19 protein-coding genes and 1 pseudogene are annotated in these 26822 nt (G+C 51.8%); 11 read left to right on the top strand and 9 right to left on the bottom strand.

The genetic code is table 11. The features are described 5' to 3' along the window. Positions 1–284: 284 nt before the first annotated feature. On the bottom strand, positions 285–1967 hold the full coding sequence (locus HP572_RS06350) for a methyl-accepting chemotaxis protein (protein WP_240585108.1): 1683 nt from the start codon (positions 1965–1967) through the stop codon (positions 285–287). A gap of 703 nt (positions 1968–2670) precedes the next feature. Between HP572_RS06350 and HP572_RS06345 the strand changes: the two genes are divergently transcribed. From HP572_RS06345 to HP572_RS06325, 5 genes are all read left to right on the top strand, one after another. Then, on the top strand, positions 2671–3561 hold the full coding sequence (locus tag HP572_RS06345) for a LysR family transcriptional regulator (RefSeq protein ID WP_240585107.1): 891 nt from the start codon (positions 2671–2673) through the stop codon (positions 3559–3561). Between the two features lie 112 nt (positions 3562–3673). Further along, on the top strand, positions 3674–4795 hold the full coding sequence (locus HP572_RS06340; RefSeq protein WP_010294737.1) for an S-(hydroxymethyl)glutathione dehydrogenase/class III alcohol dehydrogenase: 1122 nt from the start codon (positions 3674–3676) through the stop codon (positions 4793–4795). 42 nt (positions 4796–4837) lie between these two features. Next, the gene (gene fghA, locus HP572_RS06335; protein ID WP_305852620.1) at positions 4838–5683 is read left to right on the top strand and encodes an S-formylglutathione hydrolase; all 846 of its coding nucleotides are present in this window, start codon (positions 4838–4840) and stop codon (positions 5681–5683) included. A gap of 167 nt (positions 5684–5850) precedes the next feature. Then, entirely contained in the window at positions 5851–6495 is a 645-nt protein-coding gene (locus HP572_RS06330; RefSeq protein WP_240585106.1) for a glutathione S-transferase, read from the top strand. A gap of 261 nt (positions 6496–6756) precedes the next feature. Beyond that, positions 6757–6969, top strand: a complete 213-nt coding sequence (locus HP572_RS06325) for a KTSC domain-containing protein (protein WP_039275478.1) — start codon at positions 6757–6759, stop codon at positions 6967–6969. An 88-nt stretch (positions 6970–7057) separates the two neighbouring features. On the opposite strand, the gene HP572_RS06320 is transcribed toward HP572_RS06325, so the two are convergent. After that, positions 7058–8146, bottom strand: coding sequence for an oxidoreductase (locus tag HP572_RS06320; protein WP_240585105.1), 1089 nt, complete (start codon positions 8144–8146; stop codon positions 7058–7060). 265 nt (positions 8147–8411) lie between these two features. Here HP572_RS06320 and HP572_RS06315 point away from each other — a divergent pair, with 265 nt between their 5' ends. Continuing rightward, positions 8412–9923 carry a sugar ABC transporter ATP-binding protein gene (locus tag HP572_RS06315; protein ID WP_240585104.1) on the top strand — a complete coding sequence of 504 codons (1512 nt, stop codon included), beginning with the start codon at positions 8412–8414 and terminating at the stop codon, positions 9921–9923. A gap of 71 nt (positions 9924–9994) precedes the next feature. Beyond that, positions 9995–10915: an ABC transporter permease gene (locus HP572_RS06310; protein ID WP_207193806.1), complete on the top strand. Its 921-nt coding sequence runs from the start codon at positions 9995–9997 to the stop codon at positions 10913–10915. 424 nt (positions 10916–11339) lie between these two features. Here HP572_RS06310 and HP572_RS06305 read toward each other — a convergent pair whose 3' ends face one another. The 4 genes from HP572_RS06305 to yieE all read right to left on the bottom strand — a co-directional run bounded on the left by HP572_RS06305 (position 11340) and on the right by yieE (position 17709). Beyond that, the gene (locus tag HP572_RS06305; protein WP_240585103.1) at positions 11340–12329 is read right to left on the bottom strand and encodes a 2-hydroxyacid dehydrogenase; all 990 of its coding nucleotides are present in this window, start codon (positions 12327–12329) and stop codon (positions 11340–11342) included. 424 nt (positions 12330–12753) lie between these two features. Further along, the gene (locus HP572_RS06300) at positions 12754–14883 is read right to left on the bottom strand and encodes a TonB-dependent receptor (RefSeq protein ID WP_240585102.1); all 2130 of its coding nucleotides are present in this window, start codon (positions 14881–14883) and stop codon (positions 12754–12756) included. Positions 14884–15225: 342 nt separating this feature from the next. Continuing rightward, entirely contained in the window at positions 15226–16701 is a 1476-nt protein-coding gene (locus HP572_RS06295; protein WP_240585101.1) for an amino acid permease, read from the bottom strand. 135 nt (positions 16702–16836) lie between these two features. Continuing rightward, positions 16837–17709, bottom strand: coding sequence for a DNA-binding transcriptional regulator YeiE (yieE, locus tag HP572_RS06290; RefSeq protein ID WP_205550910.1), 873 nt, complete (start codon positions 17707–17709; stop codon positions 16837–16839). A gap of 120 nt (positions 17710–17829) precedes the next feature. Here yieE and HP572_RS06285 point away from each other — a divergent pair, with 120 nt between their 5' ends. Together HP572_RS06285 and nfo are read left to right on the top strand one after the other, a co-directional pair. Continuing rightward, positions 17830–18909, top strand: coding sequence for a YeiH family protein (locus HP572_RS06285; RefSeq protein ID WP_240585100.1), 1080 nt, complete (start codon positions 17830–17832; stop codon positions 18907–18909). 57 nt (positions 18910–18966) lie between these two features. Further along, the gene (gene nfo / locus HP572_RS06280) at positions 18967–19812 is read left to right on the top strand and encodes a deoxyribonuclease IV (RefSeq protein WP_205550914.1); all 846 of its coding nucleotides are present in this window, start codon (positions 18967–18969) and stop codon (positions 19810–19812) included. A 108-nt stretch (positions 19813–19920) separates the two neighbouring features. Here the strand turns inward: nfo and fruA are convergent, their stop codons facing one another. The 3 genes from fruA to fruB are packed head-to-tail and all read right to left on the bottom strand — an operon-like array spanning position 19921 to position 23699. Next, entirely contained in the window at positions 19921–21612 is a 1692-nt protein-coding gene (gene fruA / locus HP572_RS06275; protein WP_205550916.1) for a PTS fructose transporter subunit IIBC, read from the bottom strand. 18 nt (positions 21613–21630) lie between these two features. After that, positions 21631–22569 (bottom strand): 1-phosphofructokinase, encoded by a 939-nt coding sequence (gene fruK, locus HP572_RS06270; protein WP_005967280.1) that lies wholly within the window; start codon positions 22567–22569, stop codon positions 21631–21633. Further along, on the bottom strand, positions 22566–23699 hold the full coding sequence (gene fruB, locus HP572_RS06265) for a fused PTS fructose transporter subunit IIA/HPr protein (RefSeq protein WP_119870457.1): 1134 nt from the start codon (positions 23697–23699) through the stop codon (positions 22566–22568). Before fruB ends, fruK begins: the two co-directional genes overlap by 4 nt. 334 nt (positions 23700–24033) lie before the next feature. Between fruB and setB the strand changes: the two genes are divergently transcribed. Both setB and HP572_RS06255 read left to right on the top strand, forming a co-directional pair. Then, positions 24034–25212, top strand: a complete 1179-nt coding sequence (gene setB / locus HP572_RS06260) for a sugar efflux transporter SetB (protein WP_039501323.1) — start codon at positions 24034–24036, stop codon at positions 25210–25212. A 320-nt stretch (positions 25213–25532) separates the two neighbouring features. Then, a pseudogene (locus HP572_RS06255) lies at positions 25533–26632 on the top strand (IS3 family transposase). Positions 26633–26822: the final 190 nt, after the last annotated feature.

Raw genomic sequence — 26822 nt, 5'->3', positions numbered from 1 at the left:
GCGCCGTCAACACTCTAGTTGAGAGAGTCACGATTATCCAGCGATTGTATGTCATGATTGTTGAAATAGATTCAAGTTATCAAGCGTGGCGGATATGCCCGTACGCAGTAACAAGGCCGAATCATATGCATAAAAAAACGCCTGTTCAGTCTTAACTATTCAGTGATAAACAAAAAAGTCAGTGATAAATAAAAAAGCACCAGGAGGCTATCCCAGTGCTTTTAACGATAAATCACCTGATTTTTGCGGCTGTCAGTGCCCTAACACCGCGTGTTGTCGGGTTATCAGAAGGTTTCCCAGTTATCGTTGGCGTTGCCTTTCTTACCACCAGCGGCTGCTAATAACATCGGCTTCTGCGCTGCTGGCGCTTTCTCTGCCAAACGCTGCTGAGAACGACGCGGAGCATCTGCGGCCGACAGCTGGAATACCGATACTGCTTCAGTTAACTGACGTGCCTGATCTTCCAGCGATGCAGCGGCGGCCGCAGATTCCTGTACCAGTGCGGAGTTCTGCTGTGTGACGCCATCCATCTCGGTAACAGCCTGACCAATCTGGGTAATCCCACGACTCTGTTCATCCGATGCTGATGCAATTTCACCCATCAGATCGTTCACTCGGGTAATGGCGGAAATGATGGAATCCATCGCATCGCCGGTTTGGGTGACCTGATTCGAACCCACGTTGATACGTTCAACCGATTCCGTAATCAGACTTTCAATTTCTTTCGCCGCCTGCGCACTGCGCTGCGCCAGATTGCGAACTTCACCCGCAACCACCGCAAAACCACGTCCTTGCTCACCGGCTCTGGCGGCTTCTACGGCTGCGTTCAGCGCCAGAATATTGGTCTGGAAGGCAATACCGTTGATCACGCTGGTGATATCGGCAATTTTCTTCGAACTGGTCGTAATACTTGCCATCGTCGCCATCACATCAGCCGTGACGTCGCCACCTTTCTTCGCCGCAACAGAAGCGTCCTGCGCCAGCTTGGTAGCCTGATGGACGTTATCGGCATTCTGTTTCACCGTCGCGCTCAACTCTTCCATACTGGCAGCGGTCTGCTCCAGTGCCGCGGCCTGCTGCTCTGTACGTGCCGACAGATCGTTGTTACCGCTTTTGATTTCGCTCGAGCCCTGATGAATCGATGCAGAACTGTCACGGATAATGGAAACGGTATTAACCAGACTGCCCTGCATCTCTTTCAGATAAGGAATCAACTGTCCGGCACAGTTGCGGCCAAACTCTTCAAGTGGGTGACCAAGCTGCCCGGCGGCCAGTACCTGGAAATAGCCTTTGATCATATTCAACGGCTTGACCAGATAGTTAACCAGATAGCGATCCGTCAACAGCAGGATAAGCAGCCCAATAACCGCTGCGCTCAGCAGAATACGATTACTCCAGTCAACCAGGCCGTAGACCTCGCTCATTGATCGCTCTGACGACGACATAATCGCGGTCTGGTATTTATCCATATTCGCGCCAAACGCCACGCTCAGCGGCGGGTAAGTTTTCCGGAAAAGCTGGCGAAACTCTTCTTGACGATTCTCACGCGCGGCATTCAGCATCGGCGTCAACCCGTTATCCAGTAGTTGGGTCCACGCAGCGATCATATTGTCTGCCGTTTCTTTATCGACGCCGACATGCCCAACGGCTTTGAACGCAGCCAGTTGATCTGACGTGTTTTTAAACGCGGTTGTTGCTGACGTAAATACTTTTTCTGCTTCCGCAGTTTCACCTGTTTGCTGGAAATCCATAGAACGCAACAAGCGAGTAACCGTACGAAAATACTGGTCATTGCCTTTCACCAGCATCTCTACGTTTTTACGCTGAGTTTCGCCGGACTCCAATAGTTTAGTCATGCTGCTTAATGAGGTGGTAGTAAAGAAAGACGCGCCCCCCCATACAACCAGAAACAGACCCAATATTGTTAAAAGCATTGCCCTGATGGTGATATTTTTTAAAAAATTCACAGAAGACTCCTATAAATTATCTGGCGATTTTCCTCTGCGCTTTCTGCAAGATAGCCGCACATTTTTAATTGGAAATACGCCGGGTGTTACGTCATTTAATGAAGAGCAGAGGCTCTCATTAGTTAGAGTTATTTTCCTTTAATGACAAAAAGAAACACTTCCTTACAATAATGATAAAGTATTCCTACGATACATTAACATTATCGGCACTTTAGGCAGGCACTTTACGCTTTCCCATCAATAAATGCGATAAAAATGAAGAATTGCGATAGTTTCTGGCTATTGCTCCGATACAATAATTTATCTTCACATTTAACTGTCTATTTTAATTATCTATTTATTTTCGCGCTTCCGCTATTGTGTCAGGGTAAAATACGGTTTTATTTTTCTGTGATTATTCTTATTTTTTCATTCTGCCCTATTCATTAGAAAATATGCCCTATTCGAGGCAATAGTTGATTGTGGTGCTATTAATTCCGGCCGCGATCATTTTATCGCTTTCTTCTCTTTCTCATCTCTCCATTATTAATCCTGATGATAATTACGTCCGTCATTTTTATCATTCAGAGCACATCCCATCGCGCTGAGTTTACGTTACGTTCACATCCGTGTGGCGTAAGCCAGTTGCGAAATGATCCACTTGCCGCTACAATTCACAAAAAATGAATAATCAAATGCCAGTTCATTACAAAAAGAGAAAGATATGGATTTGACCCAGCTCCGCATGTTCTGTCTCGTTGCCGAAACGGGCTCCGTCGCGCGCGCCGCAGAGCAGCTTCATCGGGTACCCTCAAATCTGACCACGCGGCTGCGCCAGTTGGAACAAGAGCTGGGCACCGATCTGTTTATCCGTGAGAAGCAGCGCCTGCGCCTGTCCCCTATTGGTCACAATTTTTTATGCTATGCGCAGCGCATTCTGGCGCTGAGTGAGGAAGCAATCAGCATGACGCGCACAGGTGAACCCGCCGGTAACTTCGCGCTCGGTTCGATGGAAAGCACTGCGGCAACCCGTTTGCCTACGCTATTAGCGGCTTACCATCAGCGTTACCCCAATGTTTCGCTGTCCCTGAATACCGGTACATCGGGGGAAATCATCGAACGCGTGCGGGCGGGAACGCTGGCTGCCGCGTTAGTCGATGGCCCTGTCGTCTACGATGAGCTGAATGGGTGTTCGTGTTTTGCGGAACGATTAGTGCTGATATCTGACCCTGCGCACGCGCCGATTACCCATGCGCGGGATGCCAGCCACGATACGCTGTTTGCCTTCCGCCCCAGTTGTTCCTATAGAAAGCGCCTTGAGAACTGGTTCCGGCAGGATGGCGTGGTGCCCGGTACTATCATGGAAATCCACTCATACCATGCCATGCTTGCCTGTGTAGCCAGCGGTGCCGGACTCGCCATGCTCCCGTATGCCGTTCTTGAATCACTGCCCGCAGGCACGCGCGTTCAGGTACATGAATTACCGCCAGACATCGCCGCCGCGTCCACCTGGCTTGTCTGGCGACGCGACGCCTTCGGCCCGAATGTCGAGGCGCTTAAAAAGCTCATTATTGAACAGGGCAGCATTATTGAACCACCCGCTCAGCAGGAATGAGCCCATTATTTCCCTGAGCGACCATTTTCAAGAGAGGACGATACAGTGAGTAATGCCACGTCCTGTCATTCAATTTACCACCCATAACGGAATGCCATTAGGAGCCTCCACCATGCAAATGATTAAAACCCGTGCCGCTATCGCCTGGGGTCCCAACCAGCCACTGTCGGTTGAAGAAGTGGATCTGATGCCACCGCAGAAAGGTGAAGTATTGGTGCGCATCGTCGCAACCGGCGTATGCCACACGGATGCCTACACACTGTCCGGTAAAGATCCTGAAGGTGTGTTCCCGGCGATTCTTGGCCATGAAGGCGGCGGGATTGTCGAAGCCATCGGGGAAGGCGTGACCAGCGTTGCCGTTGGCGATCACGTTATTCCGCTTTACACCCCAGAGTGTGGCGAATGTAAATTCTGTCGCTCCGGCAAAACCAACCTGTGTCAGGCTATTCGCTCCACGCAGGGTAAAGGCCTGATGCCAGACGGCACCACCCGTTTCTCTAAAAACGGCCAGCCGATTTTCCATTACATGGGCACCTCTACCTTCGCAGAGCACACCGTTGTGCCTGAAATTTCGCTGGCGAAAGTGAATAAAGAAGCCCCACTGGAAGAAGTTTGCCTGCTGGGCTGTGGCGTGACCACCGGTATGGGTGCCGTGCTGAATACCGCAAAAGTAAAAGCGGGCGATACGGTTGCGATTTTCGGCCTCGGCGGCATTGGTCTGTCGGCGATTATCGGTGCGCAAATGGCCGGTGCCGGACGCATCATCGGTATCGATCTCAACACCAGCAAATTCGATCTGGCGCGTAAACTGGGCGCGACCGATCTGATCAACCCGAAAGATTACGATAAGCCGATTCAGGACGTCATCGTTGAATTGACCGATGGCGGCGTGGATTTCTCCTTCGAATGTATCGGTAACGTTAATGTCATGCGTTCTGCGCTAGAGTGCTGTCATAAAGGCTGGGGTGAATCCATCATCATCGGCGTAGCGGGTGCTGGAGAAGAAATCGCCACTCGTCCGTTCCAACTGGTGACCGGTCGCGTGTGGCGCGGTTCTGCTTTCGGTGGCGTGAAAGGCCGTAGCGAGCTGCCAGGCATTGTCGATCGTTACCTGAAAGGTGAATTCCCGCTGAATGACTTCATCACCCATACCATGGGGCTGGACGAAATCAACACGGCATTCGATTTAATGCACGAAGGCAAATCGATTCGCTCTGTGATTCATTTCGGTTAATTGCGCTACTGTCAGGAACAGAATAAAGGAGGCTGTACAGCGATGACCTCATCACTGGAACTGCTGGAAGAACACCGTATGTTTGGCGGCTGGCAACAGCGCTACCGCCATGTGTCAGAAACGCTGAACACCGCGATGACGTTCAGCATTTATCTGCCGCCGACACAGGATGACACACCGCCGCCCGTGCTGTACTGGCTGTCTGGGTTAACCTGCAACGACGAAAACTTTACGACGAAAGCCGGTGCGCAGCGCGTTGCCTCCGAGCTGGGTCTGGTGCTGGTCATGCCGGACACCAGCCCGCGCGGCGATGGCGTAGCAGACGACGCGGGATACGATCTGGGTCAGGGTGCGGGATTCTATGTGAATGCCACGCAGGCTCCTTGGGCGGCACACTACCGGATGTATGACTACATCAGCAGCGAATTGCCGGCGCTGATCCAGCAACATTTTAACGTGAATCGCCGTCAGTCCATCAGCGGACATTCGATGGGCGGCCACGGCGCGCTGATGCTGGCGCTACGCAACCCGGATCAATTCCAGTCTGCGTCGGCGTTCGCACCGATCGTTAACCCAAGCCAGGTTCCCTGGGGACGCAAGGCGCTGACCGCCTACCTCGGTGAGGATGAAACGCAGTGGTTGCAGTATGACAGCTGCCATTTGCTGGCAAATAGCCAGAAGAAGCTGCCTATGCTGGTCGATCAGGGCGATTGCGATCAGTTCCTTCCCGATCAGCTGCAACCGGCGAAACTGGAAGAACTGGCAAGCCAGTATGACTGGCCGCTGACGCTGCGGACCCAGTCTGGCTATGACCACAGTTATTTCTTCATCGCCAGTTTCATTGAAGATCACCTGCGCTTCCACGCCCGCTATTTATTGGAAGACTAGCTGTTCGAATAATAGTGCTATGCTTACCTCGTTGAGCACCGCGCTCAGGCATCTCCTGAGCGCGTTTTCTCTCCCTGTAATGACTCAATCGTCATACCCCCTGAAAGACATGAGCGCACCTGCCGCGTGCAACATGACGGATAAAAAAAGAAAAAAAGGAAACCTTGATGATACACGTTCATCACCTCGAGAAATCCCGTTCAACCCGTGCGACCTGGCTGCTGGAAGAGCTGGGCGTTGACTATGAAATCATTCGCTACGCGCGTGATCCAAAAACGTTTAGCGCTCCGGCATCACTCAAACAAATCCATCCGTTAGGGAAATCACCGGTGATTACCGATGGCGAACTGACGATTGCCGAATCCGGGGCCATTGTGGAATACCTGATTGAGACTTACGGCAACGGCAGGCTCCGTCCACAGAGCGGGCAGGCACTGCTGGACTATCGCTTCTGGCTGCATTTTGCGGAAGGTTCACTCATGCCGCTGCTGGTGATGCGTTTAGTCTTGGCGAAAACAGAATCCGCGCCGATGCCGTTTTTCATCCGCCCCATCGCACGCAAAATTGTGCAAAGCATCGAGCAGGCCTTTATTGTGCCGCGGCTAACGACGCAGCTTCAGTTCATCGAACAGCATTTGAGTAAACAAGAGTGGTTTGCGGGAGAATCGCTCAGCGGTGCCGATATACAAATGGCCGTCCCACTGGTTTTGGCGAAAACACGTCTGGACTTCAATCTCTACCCACACATCGGGCAATACATCGGGCGGGTAGAAAGCCAGCCAGCGTTTCAGCGGGCTCTCGCTCAGGATTAACGGTGCGATTGGAATATCACCTCATCGACAACGACAAACAAAGTTGGTCGCTGGACGACAGAGCAAAAATTCTGTGAGCGTTTACTGATTATTCATGAACTGATAACGATATGCTGCTGTTTACCCGAGATATATTTCGAGCTATAACACTGTTCTTCAGGCTATAACACTATTTTTCAGGTTATAACACACTGTAGTTAGAACGCTCGAAAGGTGGTATACCGTCAGGATGCGGCATTGATACGTTGGGAGTGATTAATTTTGCAGAGAAAACGAGTTTCATCAACAGAGTTGTTTTCAGTCGGATACGATGCAGAAAAAAGCCAGTTGGAAGTCGAACTGCTGAACGGGAGCATCTATCTCTACAGCGGCGTAGCACGCATGATTTATGAAGAGCTGATGGCAAGCAAAACGAAGTACCGTTACTACGCCAGCTTTATCAAAAATTCATTCCCCTACGAGAAAACGCAGTAGTTTTTAAAGGCAACAGAGCAGTAATTTTTAGAGATAAACAATCGTCTTTAGGGCGGAGAATGTTCTCCGCCCTTCGCTTTCTACCCGCTTATTTTCCAGCAGATTCAACGGTGTTAAACGCGGCCAGCAAGACCTCTCCATTAAGCGTCAACGGCAGATAATGAATGGATTCACCCGCTTGCAACGTGCGAGCAATAATCGCCTGAAGCGCGGCGCGATCGTGAATATCCACGTCCAGAGCCGCCAGCGAGGTCGGCAAACCAAACGCCTTAAACGCTTCCTTCAACTGGAGCAACGTGTCGCTATCGCCCAGTAAAGCACTTTGCACCAGAATGCCATAAGCCACCTTGGTACCGTGCAGGAAGCGTTCAGTTTGTGGCAACACCGTTAAACCGTTATGCACCGCATGCGCCGCCGCCACACGGGTATAGCGCTCACCCAACCCGCCAACCATGCCGCCACCGGCAATGATCGCATCCACCACATCCAGAAAATCCTGCGTCAGTTCACCGCGCTCGACGGCTTCCAGCGCCGCTGCACTTTGTTGCAGCAACACATTGCGGATATCCAGCGCAGCCTGTAAGCCCAACCGAACAGAAAGCGGCAGCGTTTCCGGCTGGGGACTGAGAACGACGGCTTCATACCATTTCGCCAGCGTATCACCGACGCCAGCCAGTAAGTATTCCACCGGTGCCGCCAGCATAATCCGCGGTTCCACCAGCACCAGATGGTTAGCATCAGTGAAAATCTCGAAGCGCAGCGCCTGTCCGGCATCGTTATACCACACGGACAGCGGCGTCCAGGCCGCGCAGGTCGCCGCAATAGTCGGAATAGCCACCAGCGGCACGCCGATATGACGCGCAGCGACCTTCGCGGTATCCAGCACCGCCCCGCCGCCGACGCCAATGACGACCTGACATTCATCGCCCGCCTGCGCCACCAGTTTTGCAACTTCCCCTTCGCTACAATGCGCACCAAACTGTACGCGTCTGGCCGAAGGCGCATCGAATTCGGCCGGTAAATACGGTCGAGCCGCAGCAATCGCCCGTTCGCCGTAGATCCACAACGCGTTTTTCAGCACGTCCGGTGGATAAAACTCCAGCAGCTTATCGATAGCGCCAGAGAAAGAGAAATAGTTAGCAGGGCCAACCTGTACGCGGACTGTCGTTGTGTGCATGTTTGAATCTTCCTCGCCGCGCCCTCTCTTGAACACGGTTCTATATTATGTTTGTCTGATAGATGAATCTGCTGCGCTACCCTATTGATAACCCCATCTTATTCACTTGCCTGCACCAGCTTAAGAACTTTTTTATTTAATTTATGCCTTTTCGTTCATAGCCAATAACTCTCAAACACTTGAAGCTGTATTAAATTCTCTGGGATATGTGCTACCTTTCTTTTCCGTTATTTCATGACCCTGACCGCCAAGAGCGTTACCGACCATGATTCCTACCTCCCAAAGCCGACTGGAAATGCACAACATTTCCATCTCCTTTTCTGGTTTCCACGCCCTCAAGCAGGTTAATTTCACACTGGAAGGTGGTTCGATTCATGCCCTGACTGGCGCAAACGGCGCGGGTAAATCCACGCTCATGACGATCTTATCAGGCGCTTACGATCACTATCAGGGCGATATTCTGATTAATGGTAAGCAGGTCGATGTCCATTCACCGCGTGATGCTAAGCGGTACGGCATTCATCTGGTGCAGCAGGAAGTCGATGTCGCGCTGGTTCCCACGCTGTCCGTGGCGGAAAACATTATGCTGGATACGCTGGCGCAGGACGGACATCTGCTGAGTTGGCCGCAGATCTATCGTCAGGCGCAGGCGCTGCTCGATCAGCTTGGCGTTCACCTCAATGTTCGTCAACGGCTGGATACCTGCTCGCTCGCTGAGAAACAGCAAATTCTGCTCGCCCGCGCGTTATCTCACGAATGTCGTTTCCTGATTCTGGATGAACCCACCGCCCCGCTGGATCAGGCCGAAAGCGCGCGCCTCTTCGAGGTGGTACGCCGTTTACAGGCCGATGGCATCGGGATCGTGTTTATTTCGCACCGTATTCATGAGCTGAGCGAAATCTGCGATACGTTGACTGTTCTGCGTGACGGCGAGTTTGTCAGCAGCGGTGCGATGCAGGGACTCAGCGGCGAAGAGATCGTAGAGAGAATGCTGGGGCATCGGCTTGACGATATCTTCCCACCGCGCCGAACGACACCTGCAGCAGGGACGTTGCTTCAGGTCACGGGTTTGCACGACGAAACGCTGCTGCACAATATTTCTCTCACGCTGCGCAAAGGGGAAATTCTGGGCATTGCCGGGCTGGCTGGCGCGGGGAAAACCGAGCTGTGTAAAGCGCTGTTCGGCGCAGAGCCCTGCCAGATCGCGCAGGGAGAATATCGAGGTAAACCCTGGCGGCCGCATTCGCCGCACCGCTCCGTCGAACAGGGTCTGGCGCTGGTTCCTGAAGAGCGGCGCAAAGAAGGCATTTTTATTGATGAATCCGTCACCATGAATCTCAGTATCACCGCCACCGATAGCTTTTCCCGTTGGGGACTGTTCAGCCGTCGCAAGGCATTGAACTGGGCAAAACAGATCGTTGAGCGGCTGGCGGTTCGCACCACGGGTCCGGCGCAAAAGCTGGCGCGTCTGTCGGGCGGGAATCAGCAGAAAGTAGCTATCGGCAAGTGGCTGCGCAGTGAAGCACAGGTTTTGATTTTTGACGAACCTACCAAAGGCGTGGATATCAAGGCCAAACAGGACTTGTTCACCCTGATTGATGGCCTCGCCCGTCAGGGCAAAGGCATTATTTATGCGTCAGGCGAGTTCTCTGAACTTGTCGGGCTCTGCGATCGCATCTGCGTGCTATGGGATGGCCGCATTGTCGCAGAGCTGAACGCGGCTGAGATTGACGAAGAAACCCTACTTTTATATTCAACTGGAGGAACTCCCGCGTGAGTCACCCACTTTCATCTAACGGGGCGCTCCCCTTCCGTCACCACGTTTTCGAATTTCTCTATAAGTGGGGCATGCTGATCACGGTTGTTGCGCTGATTGCCCTATTCGGGCTGGCGTCGGAGAACTTTCTCGATCCGTATAACATCATCAATATTCTGCGTTCTATCGCCATCGTGACGGTGATTGCCATTGGCGTCTCCATTTCGCTGTCCGTAGGCGGATTCGACCTTTCCGTGGGGTCAACCGCTTCGCTGGCGAATGCGCTGGTTATCTCGCTTTTCGTCTGGCATGGATTCGGCACCACCGGAGCGATTGTCCTGACGCTGCTGCTGTGTACGCTGGTCGGGCTATTCAACGCCTTCCTCATCGTCGTGTTGAAGATTCCCGATATGCTGGCGACGCTCGCCAGTCTATTCGTCATTCAGGGCGTGGCGATGACCTACAGCTATGGCGGTTCCATCACGCAGAACATGGTGCTGCCTAGCGGCGAAATGGCAGAAGGCGTGATTCCCGAGTTCTTTGCCACGCTGGGTCAGGTGCCGGTCATTGTTGTCATCATGCTGGCGGTAACGGTACTGGTGCAGCTGTACCTATCCCTCACCAAGCACGGTCGCCGGATGTATGCCATCGGCGGCAACCCAGAAGCTGCGCGACTGGCGGGCATTCGCACGGCGCGTTATCGGGTACAGGCGTATGTGTTTTCTTCACTACTCGCAGCGCTGGGCGGCATCTTACTGGCATCGCGCATCGGCTCTTCGCAGGTCAATGCTGGAGGAGGCTATTTGATGGATGCCGTTGCCGCGGCCTACATCGGCTTCTCGCTGGCGGGATCCGGCAAGCCGAACGCGCTGGGTACGCTGCTCGGTGCCGTGATTCTTGGCGTCTTGCAGAATGGGCTGGTGATGCTCTCCGTGCCTTATTACGCGATGGATATCATCAAAGGGCTGGTTCTGGCACTCGCGCTAGCCATGACGTATATCCAGAAGCGCTAATTTCTCTCATTTTCAGTAACGTCTCGCTTCCGCCCCCTTCATCCGAATTCGGGGCGGATTCACAAGACCGCTCACCAATGCCTTCTCTCATTAAGCAGCATTTGGCCGCCGGCACATGTCGCTGTACTCGCTCTATTATTTACTTCCGTTATTATTAAGAAATAAATATTCGCTCATACAATCAAGAGTGGCTCAGAATAATCACAAATAATAACGTTTCCACTTTAGGTCTGACGTGCGCCGCTTTCATTCCCTGTCGATATAGCGAGAGCGACAGAGATAATCGACAGGGAAAGATTCAATCCGATGAAACGTTCAATTTTGATAATCAATTAAAATTGATGAATATCATCATTCCTCTGCCGGGCAATATTCCGTCATACCCGGCGAAATCAAACTATATCCAGATAAATCAAACTACAGGTTATTTGTATCCGTTCTGCTGAGCATACTCATCAATATTTTCAATCGTCTTTTCCATCAGTAATTGCAGCGATGAGGCAGACGTCCAGGAGATATGTGGAGTAATCAGAAGATTAGGCAGGGTTTTCGCTGCGACCATCAATGGATTGTCTTTTGCTGGTGGTTCCTGCGTCAGGCAGTCTAGTGCCGCACCGGCAATAACGCGCTGTTGCAAGGCTTCTGCCAGCGCGTGTTCATCAATCAGCCCGCCTCTGGCAGTGTTAATAATAAACGCGGTGGGCTTACACAGTGCGAGCGTCTCCGCATTAATCAGATGCTGAGTGCTCTCATTGAGCGGGCAGTTGAGTGAAATCACATTCGCCAATCGCAGAACGTCTTCAAACGGCAGATACCCCGCGCGACACTGTGCGGCTCCTCGGTGCTCGGCAAAAATCACCTTCATCCCCAGCGCCTGTGCCAGGCGTGCGACTTCCCGCCCAATCGTACCCGCACCGATGATGCCCAGCGTAGCACCGGCGATGTCCTTAACCGGATGATCAAAATAAGCAAATTGCGACTGGCTGGCCCAGCGGTCACCCAGTTGATCGCGATACCACGCCATCAGGCTGTGCTTTAGCGCAAAAATCATGGCAATCACGTGCTCGGATACGGCTTGCGTCGAGTAGCCCGGTACATTTTTGACTGTGATGCCCAGTTCTTTGGCAGCAACAAGATCGATATTGTCGGTACCCGTTGCCGTTACAGCAATCAGCTTCAACGCAGGTAACGCGGCCAAAGTGTCTCGCGTTAATAGGGCTTTATTCGTGATGATAACGTGGGTGTCTTTTGCTCGGGCGATAACGTGATCGGGCGAGGTATAGTTATATTCAATCCATTCATGGCGGCACTGTGGACGCCTAAAACTCGTCTTTTTCAGGAAAATGGTTTCAGGCAGTGAGCCTTTATCCAAAAAGGTAATTTTTAACATCATCGTGCCCTGGTTGCTATTCATACACTGATTTCCGTTTGCAGATATCAAGGGCTCCGCAGTCGGCAATCACGACAGGTATTCTCATACAAAAATAATGAATTAAATTCTCTGTATGACACAAGACAACGAACGTATTAATAACGTTACACTTCCTGCCTCATCGGAAATCCATCACTCCGTAACGTGAAGCGTAGTCAGCATTAAAGCAATTAACAATACTTAATATAATGAATTTCACTCATCGACATTGTTAGTGTCGATATTCAGAAATATCACAAAAATATAACAGCAAGCCATAATCAAAATAGAAAGGATAAATGTGCAGTGAGGAATGGGCTGAATTTGCGTAAACGGCGTGAATCTGAAAGGTAGATGAAAGAATCTGTGAGCGTATCAGGTTAGCTCCCCAAAACGGATGGAAACCCGCTTTGGGGAAGAAGGGTTATCAGAAATTAATGTTTACTGACATCCAGTAGTTACGACCTGGCAGTACGGAACCCGTAGTCACCTGACTTGACGTAAAGTAATCACCAGCCGTCGTGGTACCCGTACCAACTGGGAAAACATAGGTTTTAGTGAAGTCTTTATCTAGCAGGTTATTGACTGACCCATTCAATGTTACATCTTTGGAAATCTTGTACGAGCCGCCCAGATTTACGACGGTAAACGATTTGAAATCCGAGCCAAGATTGTCATAGACGACTCTGTTTGCTTGATTGTTCGCTGCGGCAAGCGTGGAATAATTTTCCGTAAAGCGTGCCGTCTTACCCCGATATTCAGCTTTAAGCCAGGTGGTCAATTGCTCGTTCACATTCCAGTTTAAACGAGCATTTGCCATGTGCTTAGGCGTATTGGTCAAGCGAGCACCGGGATTTTCTCCACCTTTCTGTTCGCTGTCGGTAAAGGTGTAATTCACATTCAGCGTCCAGTTATCCGACCAGAGCGGGATCGTCGACCCCAGTTCCAGACCTTGCGTGTTAGCTTTACCGATATTGCGATAGCTAGACGTTACTGTATCAATGTCGTAACTATCGATCTTATTGCGGAAGCGGTTATGGAAAAGCGTAGCGTTAGTAGAGAAACCGCTAAAATGCTCATAGTACGCACCCAGTTCCGTATTCACGCTTTCTTCTGGCTTCAGATTAGGATTACCGACCGTATTGATCGTTCCTTGACCCGTTACGCCACTGATCCCATTATGTAACCGAGCCAATGATGGCGTCTTGTAGCCAGTGCTCACCCCACCTTTGATCGTTAATTCATCCAGCGCATTCCACACTAAATAGGCACGCGGGCTTACATGGCCACCAAATGCTTCATGATGTTCATAACGAGCACCTGTCGTTAGTGCGAGCGAATCAACAATACGCCATTCATCTTCAGCAAAAAGTGACCACGAATTCTGTTCGAATTTTTCGCCCGTATTCGCCAGAACAATCCCGTCTTTCATGACGGCATTCCAATATTGCCCACCTAACGTCAGTAAATGACTGTCTCCTAGCGGGCTCACCAGTTTCGTATCAAGGATGTAGTTAGTGTTTTTAAGCTCGCGCTTTTGCCCTGCCGTTGCTGAGCCCGCAGGTACCGTAGAGCGAGGGATCAAACGTCCTTTATTTTCAGTCTGGTTGAAGGACAAGCTTGAATTCCATGTACCAAAATCGAGTTGATTATCGCTACCCAGCGTAATCTTGCGACGCTCATAACGCAGTGTATCTTCATAACCACCGCCCCGAGTTGCGGCACCCGCTCCCAGCGCGCCAAGCTGTTCTTGCTTGTTATCATATTTCTGGTTGGAGACTTCACCATCGAGCCACAGTGTATTGCGGCTATCTAACAGCCAGGATAGTTTGCCACCGAGGAGATAATTATCTGACTTAACTGGATTCGGGCCGCGCGTACTGAGTTCCTGTCCAGTCGAGGATGAACTTACCTCTGACGCATCACGGCGTAAAATATTACCGCGCAGGGCGAGCCCTAGTTTGTCTTCGATCAGCGCACCGCTGGAATAAATCGAGAACTTGGAAGCGTCACCATAGTCTCTGTCTTCCTGGAAGGTATGATCCAGCGTGATATTCCCAACCCACTCTTTCGACGCTTTTTTGGTGATGATATTGACCACACCGCCCATCGCATCAGAGCCATATAGCGTTGACATCGGCCCACGAATAACTTCAATACGTTCGATCGCTGCCAGCGGGGGAATAAAGCTGGTGTTCATCGTACCAAACCCATTCGGGGTGACGTCCGATGAACCATTCTGGCGAATACCATCAACCAGAATCAGTGTGTAGTCACTTGGCATACCGCGAATGCTGATGTCCAGACCGCCCGTTTTGCCCGTTGAACTACGCACATCCACGCCTTCCACGTCGCTGAGCGCTTCGCCAAGATCGTTATATTTACGCTTCGTCAGTTCATCCTGACTGACAACGGAAATACTCGCTGCCGCCTCAGTGATTTTTTGTTCATAGCCAGAAGCCGTTACAACCAGCGTATCGTCCTGTGCGGCGATAACGGGTGTCGATACGGTTGTAGCAAGTGCCAATGCGATCGATTTTCTTATATTTATTGCCATGCGTCTGTGTCCTCAGAACGAATATTTTACATTGAGTTTTTTTGTCGGACACATTGTAATGATCGGGAAATAATTGTAAATGAAAATTAAAATCATTTGCATACTCAATAAAAACAAATGGAAATTAATATAAAATCATTAATAAACAATATATTAATCGTTATTTTCAATCATTAAATCGCGTTAATGTAAAATACCCCTAAAAAATCAATGTGAATAAATTTGATTTAAATCAACATGCGAGAGTAAAGAAAGACATGAGGCGTAACGGCAGAACAGAAAAAAACCAATAAAAAAGGCGACCCCCGTCAGGGAGTCGCCCGTTAACCGCGTTCTTACGATTTAGTCTTTATGATCGGGGTACATCATCTCTTGATACTTGATGAAGTGCGTTCCACGGCACAGCTTATAGCCGAACCAAATCAGCAGGAACAGCGGAATACCGATGTACGTCGCCGTCACGCCATACCAGTCGATTTTATCTTCCAGAAACGCCTGATAGTTTTGCCCCAGCGTAATGATCAGACAGAGCACAAACGCAAAGATCGGCCCCAGCGGGAAGAAGCTCGACTGATAAGGCAGGCGGCTCAGATCATGGCCTTGCATGACATAGCCACGGCGGAAACGGTAATGGCTGATCGCGATCCCCAGCCAGGCAATAAAGCCTGTCATGCCGGAGGTATTCAACAGCCACAGGTAAACCGTTTGGTTGCCGTATAAAGAAGATAGGAAACACAGCGCCGCCACCACGGTGGTAGCGTACAGCGCATTACGCGGCACGCCGCCTTTTGACAGTCTGGCGAAAATGCGCGGCGCTTTACCTTCCGATGCCAGCGTAAACAGCATACGCGTAGAGGCATACATCCCGGAGTTACCCGCCGACAGCACCGCCGTCAGGATAACCGCATTCATGACCGCCGCCGCAGACAGCAGACCTGCGTTCTCAAACACCAGCGTGAACGGGCTTACCGTAATGTCTTTTACATCATTACGCAGCAGGTTCGGATCGGTATACGGAATGATTAAGCTGATAATCAGAATCGCGAAGATGTAGAACAACAGAATGCGCCAGAAAACCTGACGGATGGCACGCGGAATGTTTTTGCTTGGCTCCTGAGATTCGCCAGCCGCCACGCCGATCAGTTCCGTTCCCTGAAAAGAGAAGCCGACGATCATGGCAACACCGATCATGGCAGAGAAGCCGCCAGCAAATGGCGCATCACCAATTTCCCAGTTGTGGAATCCGGCATTTTCCGCGCCGCTCATGATGCCCGTAATCATCATCACGCCAACGGCAATGAAAATGACGACCGTGACCACTTTAATCAGTGAGAACCAATATTCCGCTTCGCCAAATCCTTTCACGGAAATGTAGTTAAGCAGGAACATCAGCGCGAGGAACAGCGCGCTCCAGATCCAGCCGGAGACATCGGGGAACCAATATCCCATCACCAGCTGTGCCGCCACCAGATCGACCGCGATGGTCACCGCCCAGTTGTACCAGTAGTTCCAGCCCAGCGCAAAGCCGAACCCTTCTTCTACATAGCGGGAACCGTAGCTGGAGAACGAACCGGAAACCGGCATAAACGCCGCCAGTTCGCCCAGACTGGTCATCAGGAAGTAAACCATCAGCCCAATCAGGGCATAAGACAGAAGTGCGCCACCTGGGCCAGCTTGTGAAACCGTCGCACCAGACGCGACAAATAATCCGGTACCAATCGATCCGCCAATGGCGATCATCGTTAAATGCCGTGCTTTCAGTTCACGGCGCAGGGTCGGTGCGCCCTGTGTAGTTTGTTGAATATCGTGCTGAGCCATTGTTATCCTGCATGCTCGTGCTAAAAATCGAGGCGGGATTGTAGCAAATAGCGTTGTGCTGAATAGTTAAGATCGTCGAGTTATAAGAGAGGTTAATAACTCGCGTCCGATTATTAGCAGCAGAAAATATTTTCGCTATGGCATTTCGCAGCAATAACTCAAGAAACGCTGTAGCACATTTGAAAGATGTTTCTGTCGGTGATGAACCAGATACAGCGTCCGCGTAAGTTTAGGCAGCGGCACCTTCAGCTCCACCAGCGAACCTGACGCCAGCTGCTCGGCAATGACATGCCGCGACAGGCAGCTGATGCCAATCCCGTGGCGAACCGCATGTTTGATCGCCTCTGAATTACCTAATTCCATCACCAGATGAAAATGTGACAGGTGCGTCAACAGCAGGTGATCCAGCACTTCGCGCGTGCCTGAGCCACGTTCACGCAGGATCCAGTGCGCATCCGCCAGCGCGGTTAATGAAACAGAACCTCGACTGAGCGGATGTTCGGGAGAGCAAAACACCACCAGCTCATCTTCCAGCCAGGGCTGCGTAATCAAATCAGGGTGATGGCAAGGCCCTTCGATCAAGCCCAAGTCGACACTGAATTCAGATACGCGCGTGATCACATCTTTCGTATTGCCAACATGCAGTTCCAGCGGAATATCGGGGTAGTCATGACGATAGCGGGCAATCATCGCAGGCAATAAATAGTTGCCAATGGTGCTGCTGGCATACACCCGCAGCGCCCCATTATCACGTCGGAACAGTTGCTCAATTTCCATCGACTGTTCAAGCAGTGCCAGTGCTTTGGGATACAGCAGGCGGCCATGCTCATTAACCACCAGACGTTTACCCACGCGGTCGAAAAGTTGAACCCCCAACTGCCCTTCTAAATCCGCCAGAGCCGCGCTGACAGCCGATTGAGACAGGGCAAGCACAACGGAGGCCTGTGTCGTTGAACCACTTTTCAGGACTTCGGCAAAGACTTCCAGTTGACGTAACGTGATATGCATAGTGCGCTCTTTATCTGAAATACTTATAGGTTATAAATATATAATCAATTTCTCTTTTAATCTCGTGGATTATAAGCTGGCTTCTCAATTTTCGGTACGGTCAGAATAGGCACCCAATCCATGGCTCTTCCTGCGACATTACACACGATAGCCCCGCCCGATGGAGCAAAAGCGCGATTACCCGGCCTGTTGTTAGTAAGTTTAATAACTTTTTCGCTCCTCTGGCTGGCAAATATTCCGAAAATCGCCCACTGGGGACCGGGTTCGCTGACATTGGCGATCTTGATTGGGATCGTGCTGGGAAATAGCGTTTATCCACGTCTTCATCCTCTGTGCGATCCGGGCGTGCAGTGGGCCAAACAGCATTTACTTCGCTGGGGCATCATACTTTATGGTTTTCGTCTAAGCTTTCAGCAGGTTGCTGCCGTTGGCTTTACCGGTGTTGCGGTCGATCTTACCGTTGTCACGCTGACATTTTTACTCGCCTGCTGGGTCGGCAAGCGCTGGCTGAAACTCGACAATGAAACCGTGATGCTCATCGGCGCTGGCAGCAGCATCTGCGGTGCGGCGGCGATCATAGCAACCGCGCCCGTTGTCAAAGCGTCCAGCAATGCGATTGCCGTCTCCGTTTCTACCGTGGTGATTTTCGGTACGACAGCGATGTTTTTGTATCCGTGGCTCTATCAGCTCAATCTCGAACATCACTGGATTGACGTCACACCCCAGATCGTCGGTCTGTACTTCGGCTCAACGATACACGAAGTCGCTCAGGTCGTTGCAGCCGGACATGCGGTTGATGGTGCGACGGAAAACATCGCCGTCATCAGCAAGATGCTGCGCGTGATGATGCTGGCCCCTTTCCTTCTCATTCTTGGGTTTTACCTGAAAAAAACGGCGCAAAAAAGTGACGCGCAAGACGCGATTCCACTGATGTTCCCGTGGTTTGCACTGGGGTTTATCGCCGTAGCTGCCTTCAATTCCTTCCAGCTACTTTCTCCTGCACTCGTCACACAGCTGGTACAGCTCGATAATGTACTCTTGACCATGGCGATGGTTGCGCTGGGGCTCACAACCCGATTCAGCGCCATCCGTCAGGCCGGAGCAAAACCGCTGCTGCTGGCACTCGTTCTGTTTCTCTGGCTGGTCGTTGGCGGTGCGGGCATCAATCTGTTCTTCGAGCATTTCGCACATGCAACTTGAAGTATGACGGGTATGCAGGTCGATGCCATAATGTCTCCGTTACCAAAGGAGACCAACATGAAATACATCGGGGCGCACGTTAGCGCATCTGGCGGGGTCGATCAGGCCGTGATTCGCGCACATGAGATAAAGGCGACGGCCTTCGCTTTATTTACCAAGAACCAGCGCCAATGGCAGGCTGCACCGCTCAGCGCCGAGGTCATCGAGCGTTTTAAAACCGCCTGTGAGCAATACGCGTATACGTCAGCACAGATTCTGCCCCACGATAGCTATCTGATTAATCTAGGTCACCCGGACGCCGAGGCGCTGGATAAGTCACGCCTCGCGTTTATTGATGAAATGTCCCGCTGCCAGCAGCTTGGGCTAAGCCTGCTGAATTTTCACCCCGGCAGCCATCTAAAGCAGATTGAGGAAGATGACTGTCTGGCACGTATCGCCGAGTCCATCAACATCGCACTGGCGGAAACGGACGGCGTCACCGCGGTGATTGAAAACACCGCCGGGCAAGGCAGTAATTTGGGTTTCCGCTTTGAACATCTGGCGGCCATCATCGATGGCGTAGAAGATAAAAGCCGCGTCGGCGTCTGTATCGATACCTGCCACGCCTTCGCTGGTGGCTACGATCTGCGGACGGAAGCAGATTGCGAAGCCACCTTCGCTGAATTCGATCGCATTGTTGGGTTTCGCTATCTGCGCGGAATGCATTTGAATGATGCCAAAAGCGCGTTCGCTAGTCGCGTTGACCGACACCATAGTCTGGGAGAAGGCAATATCGGCAAAACCGCTTTCAGCTATATCATGAAAGATGCTCGCTTTGACGGTATCCCGATGATTCTGGAAACGATCAACCCCGATATTTGGGCCGACGAAATCGCCTGGCTCAAATCCGAAGCCCAGCGCTAGCTAGTTTTTATCCCGTAAAAAAGCGCCAGTCGGCAAATACCAACTGGCGCTATCTCATCCACATCCTTGTGTTATGGCATTACTTTTTATTTACGACGATGATCAAACTTACGCAACTTTCGCCAGCTGTTCATCAGAGCGTTTCAGCAGTGCGTACAGCACGCCAGCGACGACAGTACCTGCAACGATCGCTAACAGGTAGCCGATAACCGGGGTAATCGCGCCAGGAATCAACAGCACGAACAGACCGCCGTGTGGTGCCATCAACTTAGCGCCCACCGCCATTGACAGCGCACCCGTCAGTGCCCCACCGATGATGCAGCAAGGCAGAACGCGCATTGGATCACGCGCCGCGTAAGGAATCGCCCCTTCGGAGATAAAGCACAGGCCCAGTACAAACGCCGCTTTGCCCCCTTCACGCTCGGTCGGGTTGAATTTTTTGCTTGCCAGCACAGTCGCCAGACCCATTGCCAACGGTGGCACCATACCGGCTGCCATAACGGCGGCCATCGGTGCGTAAATCTGGCTACTGAGTAAGGTCGTACCGAAGACGTAAGCCACTTTGTTAACTGGCCCGCCCATATCCGTACACATCATCGCACCCAGGATCGCACCCAGAATCACCGCATTCGCCGTGCCCATGGATTGCAGCCAACCTGTCAGGCCAGTCAGGATTTTCGCCACTGGCGTGCCAACGACGTAAATCATGATAAGACCGGTGATCAACGTAGCAAACAGCGGAATAATCAAGATCGGTTTTAGCGCAGTCAAACTTTGCGGCAGAATCAGTTTATTGTTGATCGCTCTGGCAATATAGCCCGCAAGGAAACCGGCAATGATCCCACCGAGGAAGCCTGCTCCCGTACTCACTGCCAACATCCCGCCAACCAGACCTGGCGTTAAGCCCGGACGATCTGCAATGGAGAACGCGATATAGCCCGCCAGCACCGGCACCATCAGCGCAAAGGCAGAACCGCCGCCGATCTTCATCAGCGCCGCTGCCAGCGTACCTTCCTGTTTAAAGGCTTCGATACCAAAGACAAACGACAGTGCGATACACAAACCACCCGCGACAACCATCGGCAGCATGTAAGACACGCCGGTCAACAGGTGACGATACGGGCCTGCTCCGCCTTTCTGGCCAGATTCGCTAGCGCTTGACGCACTGGCTTGCCCAGACGGCTGGTACACTTTCGCTTCAGCCTGCGCTTTATCTAACTCCTGCGCCGTCTTCTTCAGTGCCAACCCGGTTGACGTGCGATACATCTTCTTACCAGCAAATTTCGCCAGATCGACTTCAATGTCCGCAGCAACGATCACCAGATCGGCCTGTTCCACTTCTTCAGGGGTAATCGCGTTGCCCGCGCCAACAGAGCCGCGCGTTTCTACTTTTACCCACCAGCCGCGTTTTTTCGCTTCACTTTCAATCGCTTCTGCTGCCATAAACGTGTGCGCGACGCCCGTCGGGCACGCCGTTATCGCCACAATACGCTTGGCAGCGGCGGGCTGCTGAACAGGCGCTGACGCTGCGGCCTGATAGACCGTGGCTTCAGCCTGTGCTTTCGCCAAAAAGGCTTCCGGCTGCGAAACTGCCAGTTCGATGTCACCGACATAAACCCGCTTGCCATTCAGTGCGCTGTCCGCCGCAGCGGATGCACCCAGAACGATCGCCAGTTCAGCGTCGTTAACCTGTTCTGTAAACGTCACCCCTGCTTTCGCAGCGGCAGCGCCGAGTAGGTTCTTCACCAGTTGGCTTCTCGCCAGGCCCAGTGATTTATCCAAAATCAGCAGCGTTTTCATTGTTTATCTCCTGCTGTATCAGTTAAAGGGTTTGAGGTCGACACGCGCCATCATTGCGGCCAACTGAGGACGATCGGTAATACCAACATTACTTTGGCTGACGGCCAGCGCTGAAACCGCCGTAGCCAAACGCAGAGTGTGCTCACTGGACTCACGCATTAATAAGCCATAAATCAACCCCCCAACCATGGAGTCGCCCGCACCTACCGTACTTACCACATCACAAGCCGGTGGTTTTGCCAGCCACGCACCCGATGCATTCACCCACAGCGCGCCTTCCGCACCCAGTGAGATGACAACATGCGCGATACCCTGTTCACGCAGCGCGTGGGCGGCATCCACCACATCAGCCAGCGTAGGTAATTTACGCCCAGCCCATATCTCCAGCTCCCGGCGGTTTGGTTTCACCAACCAAGGAGAGGCTTTCAGTCCCGCCACCAGCGCTTCACGGCTGCTGTCGAAAATAATGCAAGGACACTGCGTGCGCAGACGCGACATCCAGTCGGTAAACGCATCAGGATCGACGCCAGCAGGCAGACTGCCGCTCACCGCGACCATGTCGAACTGCCCCAGCCAGCTCAGCGAGTCATTGACGAAACGCTGCCAATCCTGCTGTGTCACTTCAAAACCGGAAAAGTTGAAGTCGGTTACGTCGCCATCTTTTTCGGTTAATTTGACATTAATACGCGTACGTCCTGGCACAACCTGGAAACGGTTGGCAATGCCCAGTTCGCTGAACAATTGCTGAAAACCATCCTGATTGTCTTTACCCAGAAAGCCACCTACCGTGACATCAATCCCGAGATCTTTCAGCACCTTGGCAACGTTAATACCTTTGCCTGCGGCGTGCAGACCCGCTGTCTGAACCAGATTGACTTCGCCTTTCTCAACTTCTGGGCAATAGCCAACCAGGTCATAAGCTGGATTCAGGGTGATTGTGGCTACTCTCCTGCTCATGCTGCCCCCTCGCCCAAACCGGACGTAATCGCATCGCCAATAGCGGCCAGTGCTTGTTCTGCATCGCTACCACTCGCGGTGAAACGCAATTTGTGACCTTTCTTCACGCCTAGCGCGACGACTTTCATCAGGCTGCGGCCATTTGCCGGTTTGCCTGTGCCATCCAGATTGGTGACGGTGATGTCACTGCTGAACTGCTTGATCACGTTCACCAGCATGGTGCCCGGACGCGCGTGCAGACCGTGTTCGTTGCGAATGGTGAACTCTGCCGTCAGCACTTCGCTTTCTTCTGGTACGTCGCTGGTCAAGAGTGCCAGCAGCGTCGGCGCGTCAGCCGTCAGCAGACGTTCCGCTTTTTGCGCAATCAGCAGGTTGCTCAGGTAATCGATCGGGGCAAAAGCCTGATCGTCAGCCGCAGCTACCGTCACCAATAAGGCCACGTTTTCGCCGTCAACGCTGAAAGGCGTAGCCGGACGTGCCACCGCAGCCGCGCTGCTGAGGTTACCGACAGCGCTATCGCTGAACCACACACCTTGCCCCAGATTCAGCGGCTTGTTGCTGACTGCCGTGCTGACGAAGCTGGCGTCTGCTGCACCGATCTGCTGAAGACGACCGGCGTTCAGCGCCTGAAGCGTCAACAGATTATCGGTAGCCACATCCAGCGCAATCAGTGAGGTATCAAAGCGGAACTCCGCCAGTTGCTGCTCGCCCATCAGCAGGCTACGCAGTTCTTCTGCTGACGTGGTGCTTGCCAAACGTGCTGCCACGCGATCGTCGCTCAGGACGTGGGTCAGCTGACGCAGCAACGCAAGGTGTTCATCAGAACGGGCTGCAATCCCCAACACCACGTAGGCGGTTTGATCTTCACCCCAGGAAATACCCTGAGGAAATTGAAATACTTGAACCCCGGTCTTCAATACCAGATCGCGGGTATCGGTTGTGCCGTGAGGGATAGCAATGCCGCTTCCCAAATAGGTGGATGTTTGCTGTTCACGCTGGAGCATGCCGTCGACATACCCTGCGTTAACGCACCCGGCCTCGGTCAGTGCTGAAGCAACAAGCTGGATAGCTTCCTGCTTAGTACTGGCCGCTGCGCCCAAATGAATATCTTGCTGTGACAACTGGAACATGGCACTCCTCTCTTGCTGAAAGTTGAATCGTTTCAGCTTTTATGAGAAAAAAATGTGTCGATTGTTAGGGCGTTTCAAAAAAAATTCCGCTGAAACGTTTCAAAAGTCTCATTCTATTACGTCATTTATGCAAGCTTTCTACGCTGCTGACGTAACAGAATTTTGACATCACGCACATTTTACCGTGGATGACGCGCTGCCCGCCAACAAAAATCCGCAAAAGGCTGAAGCCGTGCTGACGAAAAATAATGAAACAAGATTTCTGTTTCATTATAAACCCGAGTAGTATGTCGCGCTCGACAGCCTCTGCCTATTTTCCAAGCGCCATCAATTTATGTTCACTCCTGCAAACACAACGCGACGTCCGCTCGACCTGACATCGTCAGCATTTTTAGTTATTGCCTTCCTGACTGGAACGGCTGGCGCCCTACAGCTGCCTACGCTCAGCCTCTTTCTTTCCAGCGAAGTACAGGCTCGTCCTTTCTTAGTCGGGATGTTTTATACTGGCAGCGCCGTTATCGGTATTGTCGTCAGCCAAATGCTGGCCACACGGTCGGACCGTCAGGGCGATCGCAAATCGCTGATTTTCGTCTGCTGCCTGCTAGGCGCACTGGCCTGCATGCTGTTTGCCTGGAACCGTAACTACTTTATTCTGCTCTTTATAGGCGTGTTGCTGAGCAGCTTTGGCTCGACCGCGAACCCACAGCTTTTTGCGCTAGCGCGGGAGCATGCGGATAAAACCGGTCGTGAAGCGGCGATGTTCAGCTCCATCCTTCGCGCACAAATTTCTCTAGCCTGGGTTGTCGGCCCGCCCATCGCCTTTGCGCTGGCACTAGGGTTCGGCTTCACGGCGATGTACCTGACCGCCGCAGTCGTCTTTATCCTGTGCGGCATTCTGGTCAAACTCTTCCTGCCTTCCATGCCCAAAGCCGTGGAAAAGACCACCTCGACGCTGGAATCGCCGCGCCGCAACCGCCGGGACACGCTTTTGCTGTTCGTTGCCTGTACCTTGATGTGGACCTGCAATGGCATTTACCTCATTAATATGCCGCTGTATCTGGTGCATGAGCTGCATCTGCCGGAAAAGCTGGCGGGTATCATGATGGGTGTGGCCGCCGGGCTGGAAATTCCGGTGATGCTGATTGCTGGCTACGTTGCTAAACGCTTCGGTAAACGTTTCCTGATGCGGCTTGCCGTTGCTTCCGGTTTGCTGTTCTTCGGCGGCTTGCTGGTTCTTGATGGCGAAATAGCGCTGCTAGCGTTACAAGCGTTGAACGCTATTTTCATCGGTATTCTGGCAGGAATCGGCATGCTTTACTTTCAGGACTTGATGCCCGGACAGGCAGGCGCGGCAACCACGCTGTTTACCAATACCACACGCGTTGGCTGGATCATCTCCGGCTCACTGGCTGGGATTGTTGCTGAAATCTGGAACTATCACGCCGTCTTCTTCTTCGCGCTGCTGATGATCGCCGGTTCTATCTATTGTATGTGGCGCATCAAAGACGCTTGATCGCTGCACATTAAGGGGCGGTGTCGGCTTCCAGTTTCAGTAGATAAATCAGTGCCTCATCACGATGGCTGAAGCGCGCGGCTTTAGCCCCGCGCAAACCGCAGGCCGCAGTGGAGAATGGAACAACCCGCAGCGCATCGCATCATCGAGATGAATACAAGATGTGTTGGCAGGCTTACCGAAAGTACAATTATTCACTGTTTAAAATTTGGATGTCTGCTGTTAGCATCTGAGCATCAGTGTAAGTATCCCGCTAAACCGAACCATTCACTTTTAGAGATCTTCCGACATACTGATTATGTCCCGTTGAGGAGATCGCTATGCGCAAAGCCCGATGTACCGAGCACCAGATCATCGCCGTTTTGAAGTCCGTTGAAGCCGGACGTACCGTCAAAGACGTTTGCCGCGAAGCGGGAATATCCGAGGCGTCGTACTACAACTGGAAAGCGAAGTTTGGCGGTATGGAAGCCTCTGATATCAAAAAGATGAAAGATCTGGAGGACGAAAACCGTCGGCTGAAACAGATGTTTGCCGATCTGAGTCTGGAGTGCCGCGCACTCAAAGATGTTATTGAAAAAAGCTTTAAAACCAGCGATAAAGCGTGAGCTCGTCAGTTATCTGACCGCGCAGTTTGCGATGAGCATCCACCAGGCATGCAGGACAGTTTATTTTTATCAGCCTGACACCCGGCGTGATGAGCCAGTCATTCAGGCACTGACTGAAATGGCAGAACGCTATCCGCGATACGGCTTCAAGAAATTGTTCCAGAAGCTACGCAGGCAGGGGCATACATGGAATCACAAACGCGTTCATCGTATTTATTGCTTACTGAAACTGAATTTTCGTCGTAAAGGAAAGCAACGTTTGCCAGTGCGTGATCCAGCACCATTGGCGGTGCCGGAACACCTGAATCAGAGCTGGTTAGTGGATTTTATGCATGATGCACTGGTGTGTGGCAGACGTTTTCGCACGTTCAACGTGGTGGATGATTTTAATCGTGAAGTGCTGGCGATAGAAATTGACCTGAATATCCCGGCACAACGCGTTGTTCGGGTGTTGGACAGGATAGCGGCAAATCGAGGATATCCGCTAAAGATGCGGATGGATAACGGTCCGGAACTGGTCTCGCTGACATTGGCACAATGGGCTGAAGAGCACGGTGTGGCACTGGAATTTATTAAACCGGGCAAGCCAACACAGAATGCCTTTATCGAACATCGAACGTTTTAACCGAACGTACCAAACAGAAATACTGGATTTTTACCTGTTCAGAACACTGCATGAAGTAAGGGAAATTACGGATCGCTGGCTGCATGAATATAACAGCGTGCGTCCTCATGAATCCCTGAATAACCTGACGCCGGAAGAATATCGGCTGATGGCTGAAAACCCGGAAATCTCAAAAAGTGCGTGGAACTAAAACGGGGCGCTTACACCGAAATGGCGAATATATCACCAAGATAGAGATTTAATAGGAATAAAATGAAACTCACGCTTAAGATTCATATTAATTATACCAGCCATGGTCGTAGTGATGCACTAAGGTTTCTATTTCCTCAAAGAACTTATTGCCAATTTATGCCAACCGAAACAAAGATTAAGTAAATTTC

Origin of the sequence: Pectobacterium sp. PL64 (genome assembly GCF_022477975.1) — a bacterium.
Lineage (GTDB): Bacteria > Pseudomonadota > Gammaproteobacteria > Enterobacterales > Enterobacteriaceae > Pectobacterium > Pectobacterium jejuense.
This window is presented reverse-complemented; position numbering and strand designations above follow the sequence as displayed.

Excerpts from the sequence above, each read along its gene's own strand:
- HP572_RS06285 (WP_240585100.1), top strand. The coding sequence starts at position 17,830 with ATGGCTCTTCCTGCGACATTACACACGATAGCCCCGCCCGATGGAGCA.
- fruA (WP_205550916.1), bottom strand. The coding sequence starts at position 21,612 with ATGAAAACGCTGCTGATTTTGGATAAATCACTGGGCCTGGCGAGAAGC.
- HP572_RS06330 (WP_240585106.1), top strand. The coding sequence starts at position 5,851 with ATGATACACGTTCATCACCTCGAGAAATCCCGTTCAACCCGTGCGACC.
- HP572_RS06300 (WP_240585102.1), bottom strand. The coding sequence starts at position 14,883 with ATGGCAATAAATATAAGAAAATCGATCGCATTGGCACTTGCTACAACC.
- fghA (WP_305852620.1), top strand. The coding sequence starts at position 4,838 with ATGACCTCATCACTGGAACTGCTGGAAGAACACCGTATGTTTGGCGGC.
- nfo (WP_205550914.1), top strand. The coding sequence starts at position 18,967 with ATGAAATACATCGGGGCGCACGTTAGCGCATCTGGCGGGGTCGATCAG.
- HP572_RS06320 (WP_240585105.1), bottom strand. The coding sequence starts at position 8,146 with ATGCACACAACGACAGTCCGCGTACAGGTTGGCCCTGCTAACTATTTC.
- HP572_RS06305 (WP_240585103.1), bottom strand. The coding sequence starts at position 12,329 with ATGAATAGCAACCAGGGCACGATGATGTTAAAAATTACCTTTTTGGAT.
- fruB (WP_119870457.1), bottom strand. The coding sequence starts at position 23,699 with ATGTTCCAGTTGTCACAGCAAGATATTCATTTGGGCGCAGCGGCCAGT.
- setB (WP_039501323.1), top strand. The coding sequence starts at position 24,034 with ATGTTCACTCCTGCAAACACAACGCGACGTCCGCTCGACCTGACATCG.
- HP572_RS06295 (WP_240585101.1), bottom strand. The coding sequence starts at position 16,701 with ATGGCTCAGCACGATATTCAACAAACTACACAGGGCGCACCGACCCTG.
- fruK (WP_005967280.1), bottom strand. The coding sequence starts at position 22,569 with ATGAGCAGGAGAGTAGCCACAATCACCCTGAATCCAGCTTATGACCTG.
- HP572_RS06345 (WP_240585107.1), top strand. The coding sequence starts at position 2,671 with ATGGATTTGACCCAGCTCCGCATGTTCTGTCTCGTTGCCGAAACGGGC.
- HP572_RS06310 (WP_207193806.1), top strand. The coding sequence starts at position 9,995 with ATGCTGATCACGGTTGTTGCGCTGATTGCCCTATTCGGGCTGGCGTCG.
- HP572_RS06315 (WP_240585104.1), top strand. The coding sequence starts at position 8,412 with ATGATTCCTACCTCCCAAAGCCGACTGGAAATGCACAACATTTCCATC.
- HP572_RS06340 (WP_010294737.1), top strand. The coding sequence starts at position 3,674 with ATGCAAATGATTAAAACCCGTGCCGCTATCGCCTGGGGTCCCAACCAG.
- yieE (WP_205550910.1), bottom strand. The coding sequence starts at position 17,709 with ATGCATATCACGTTACGTCAACTGGAAGTCTTTGCCGAAGTCCTGAAA.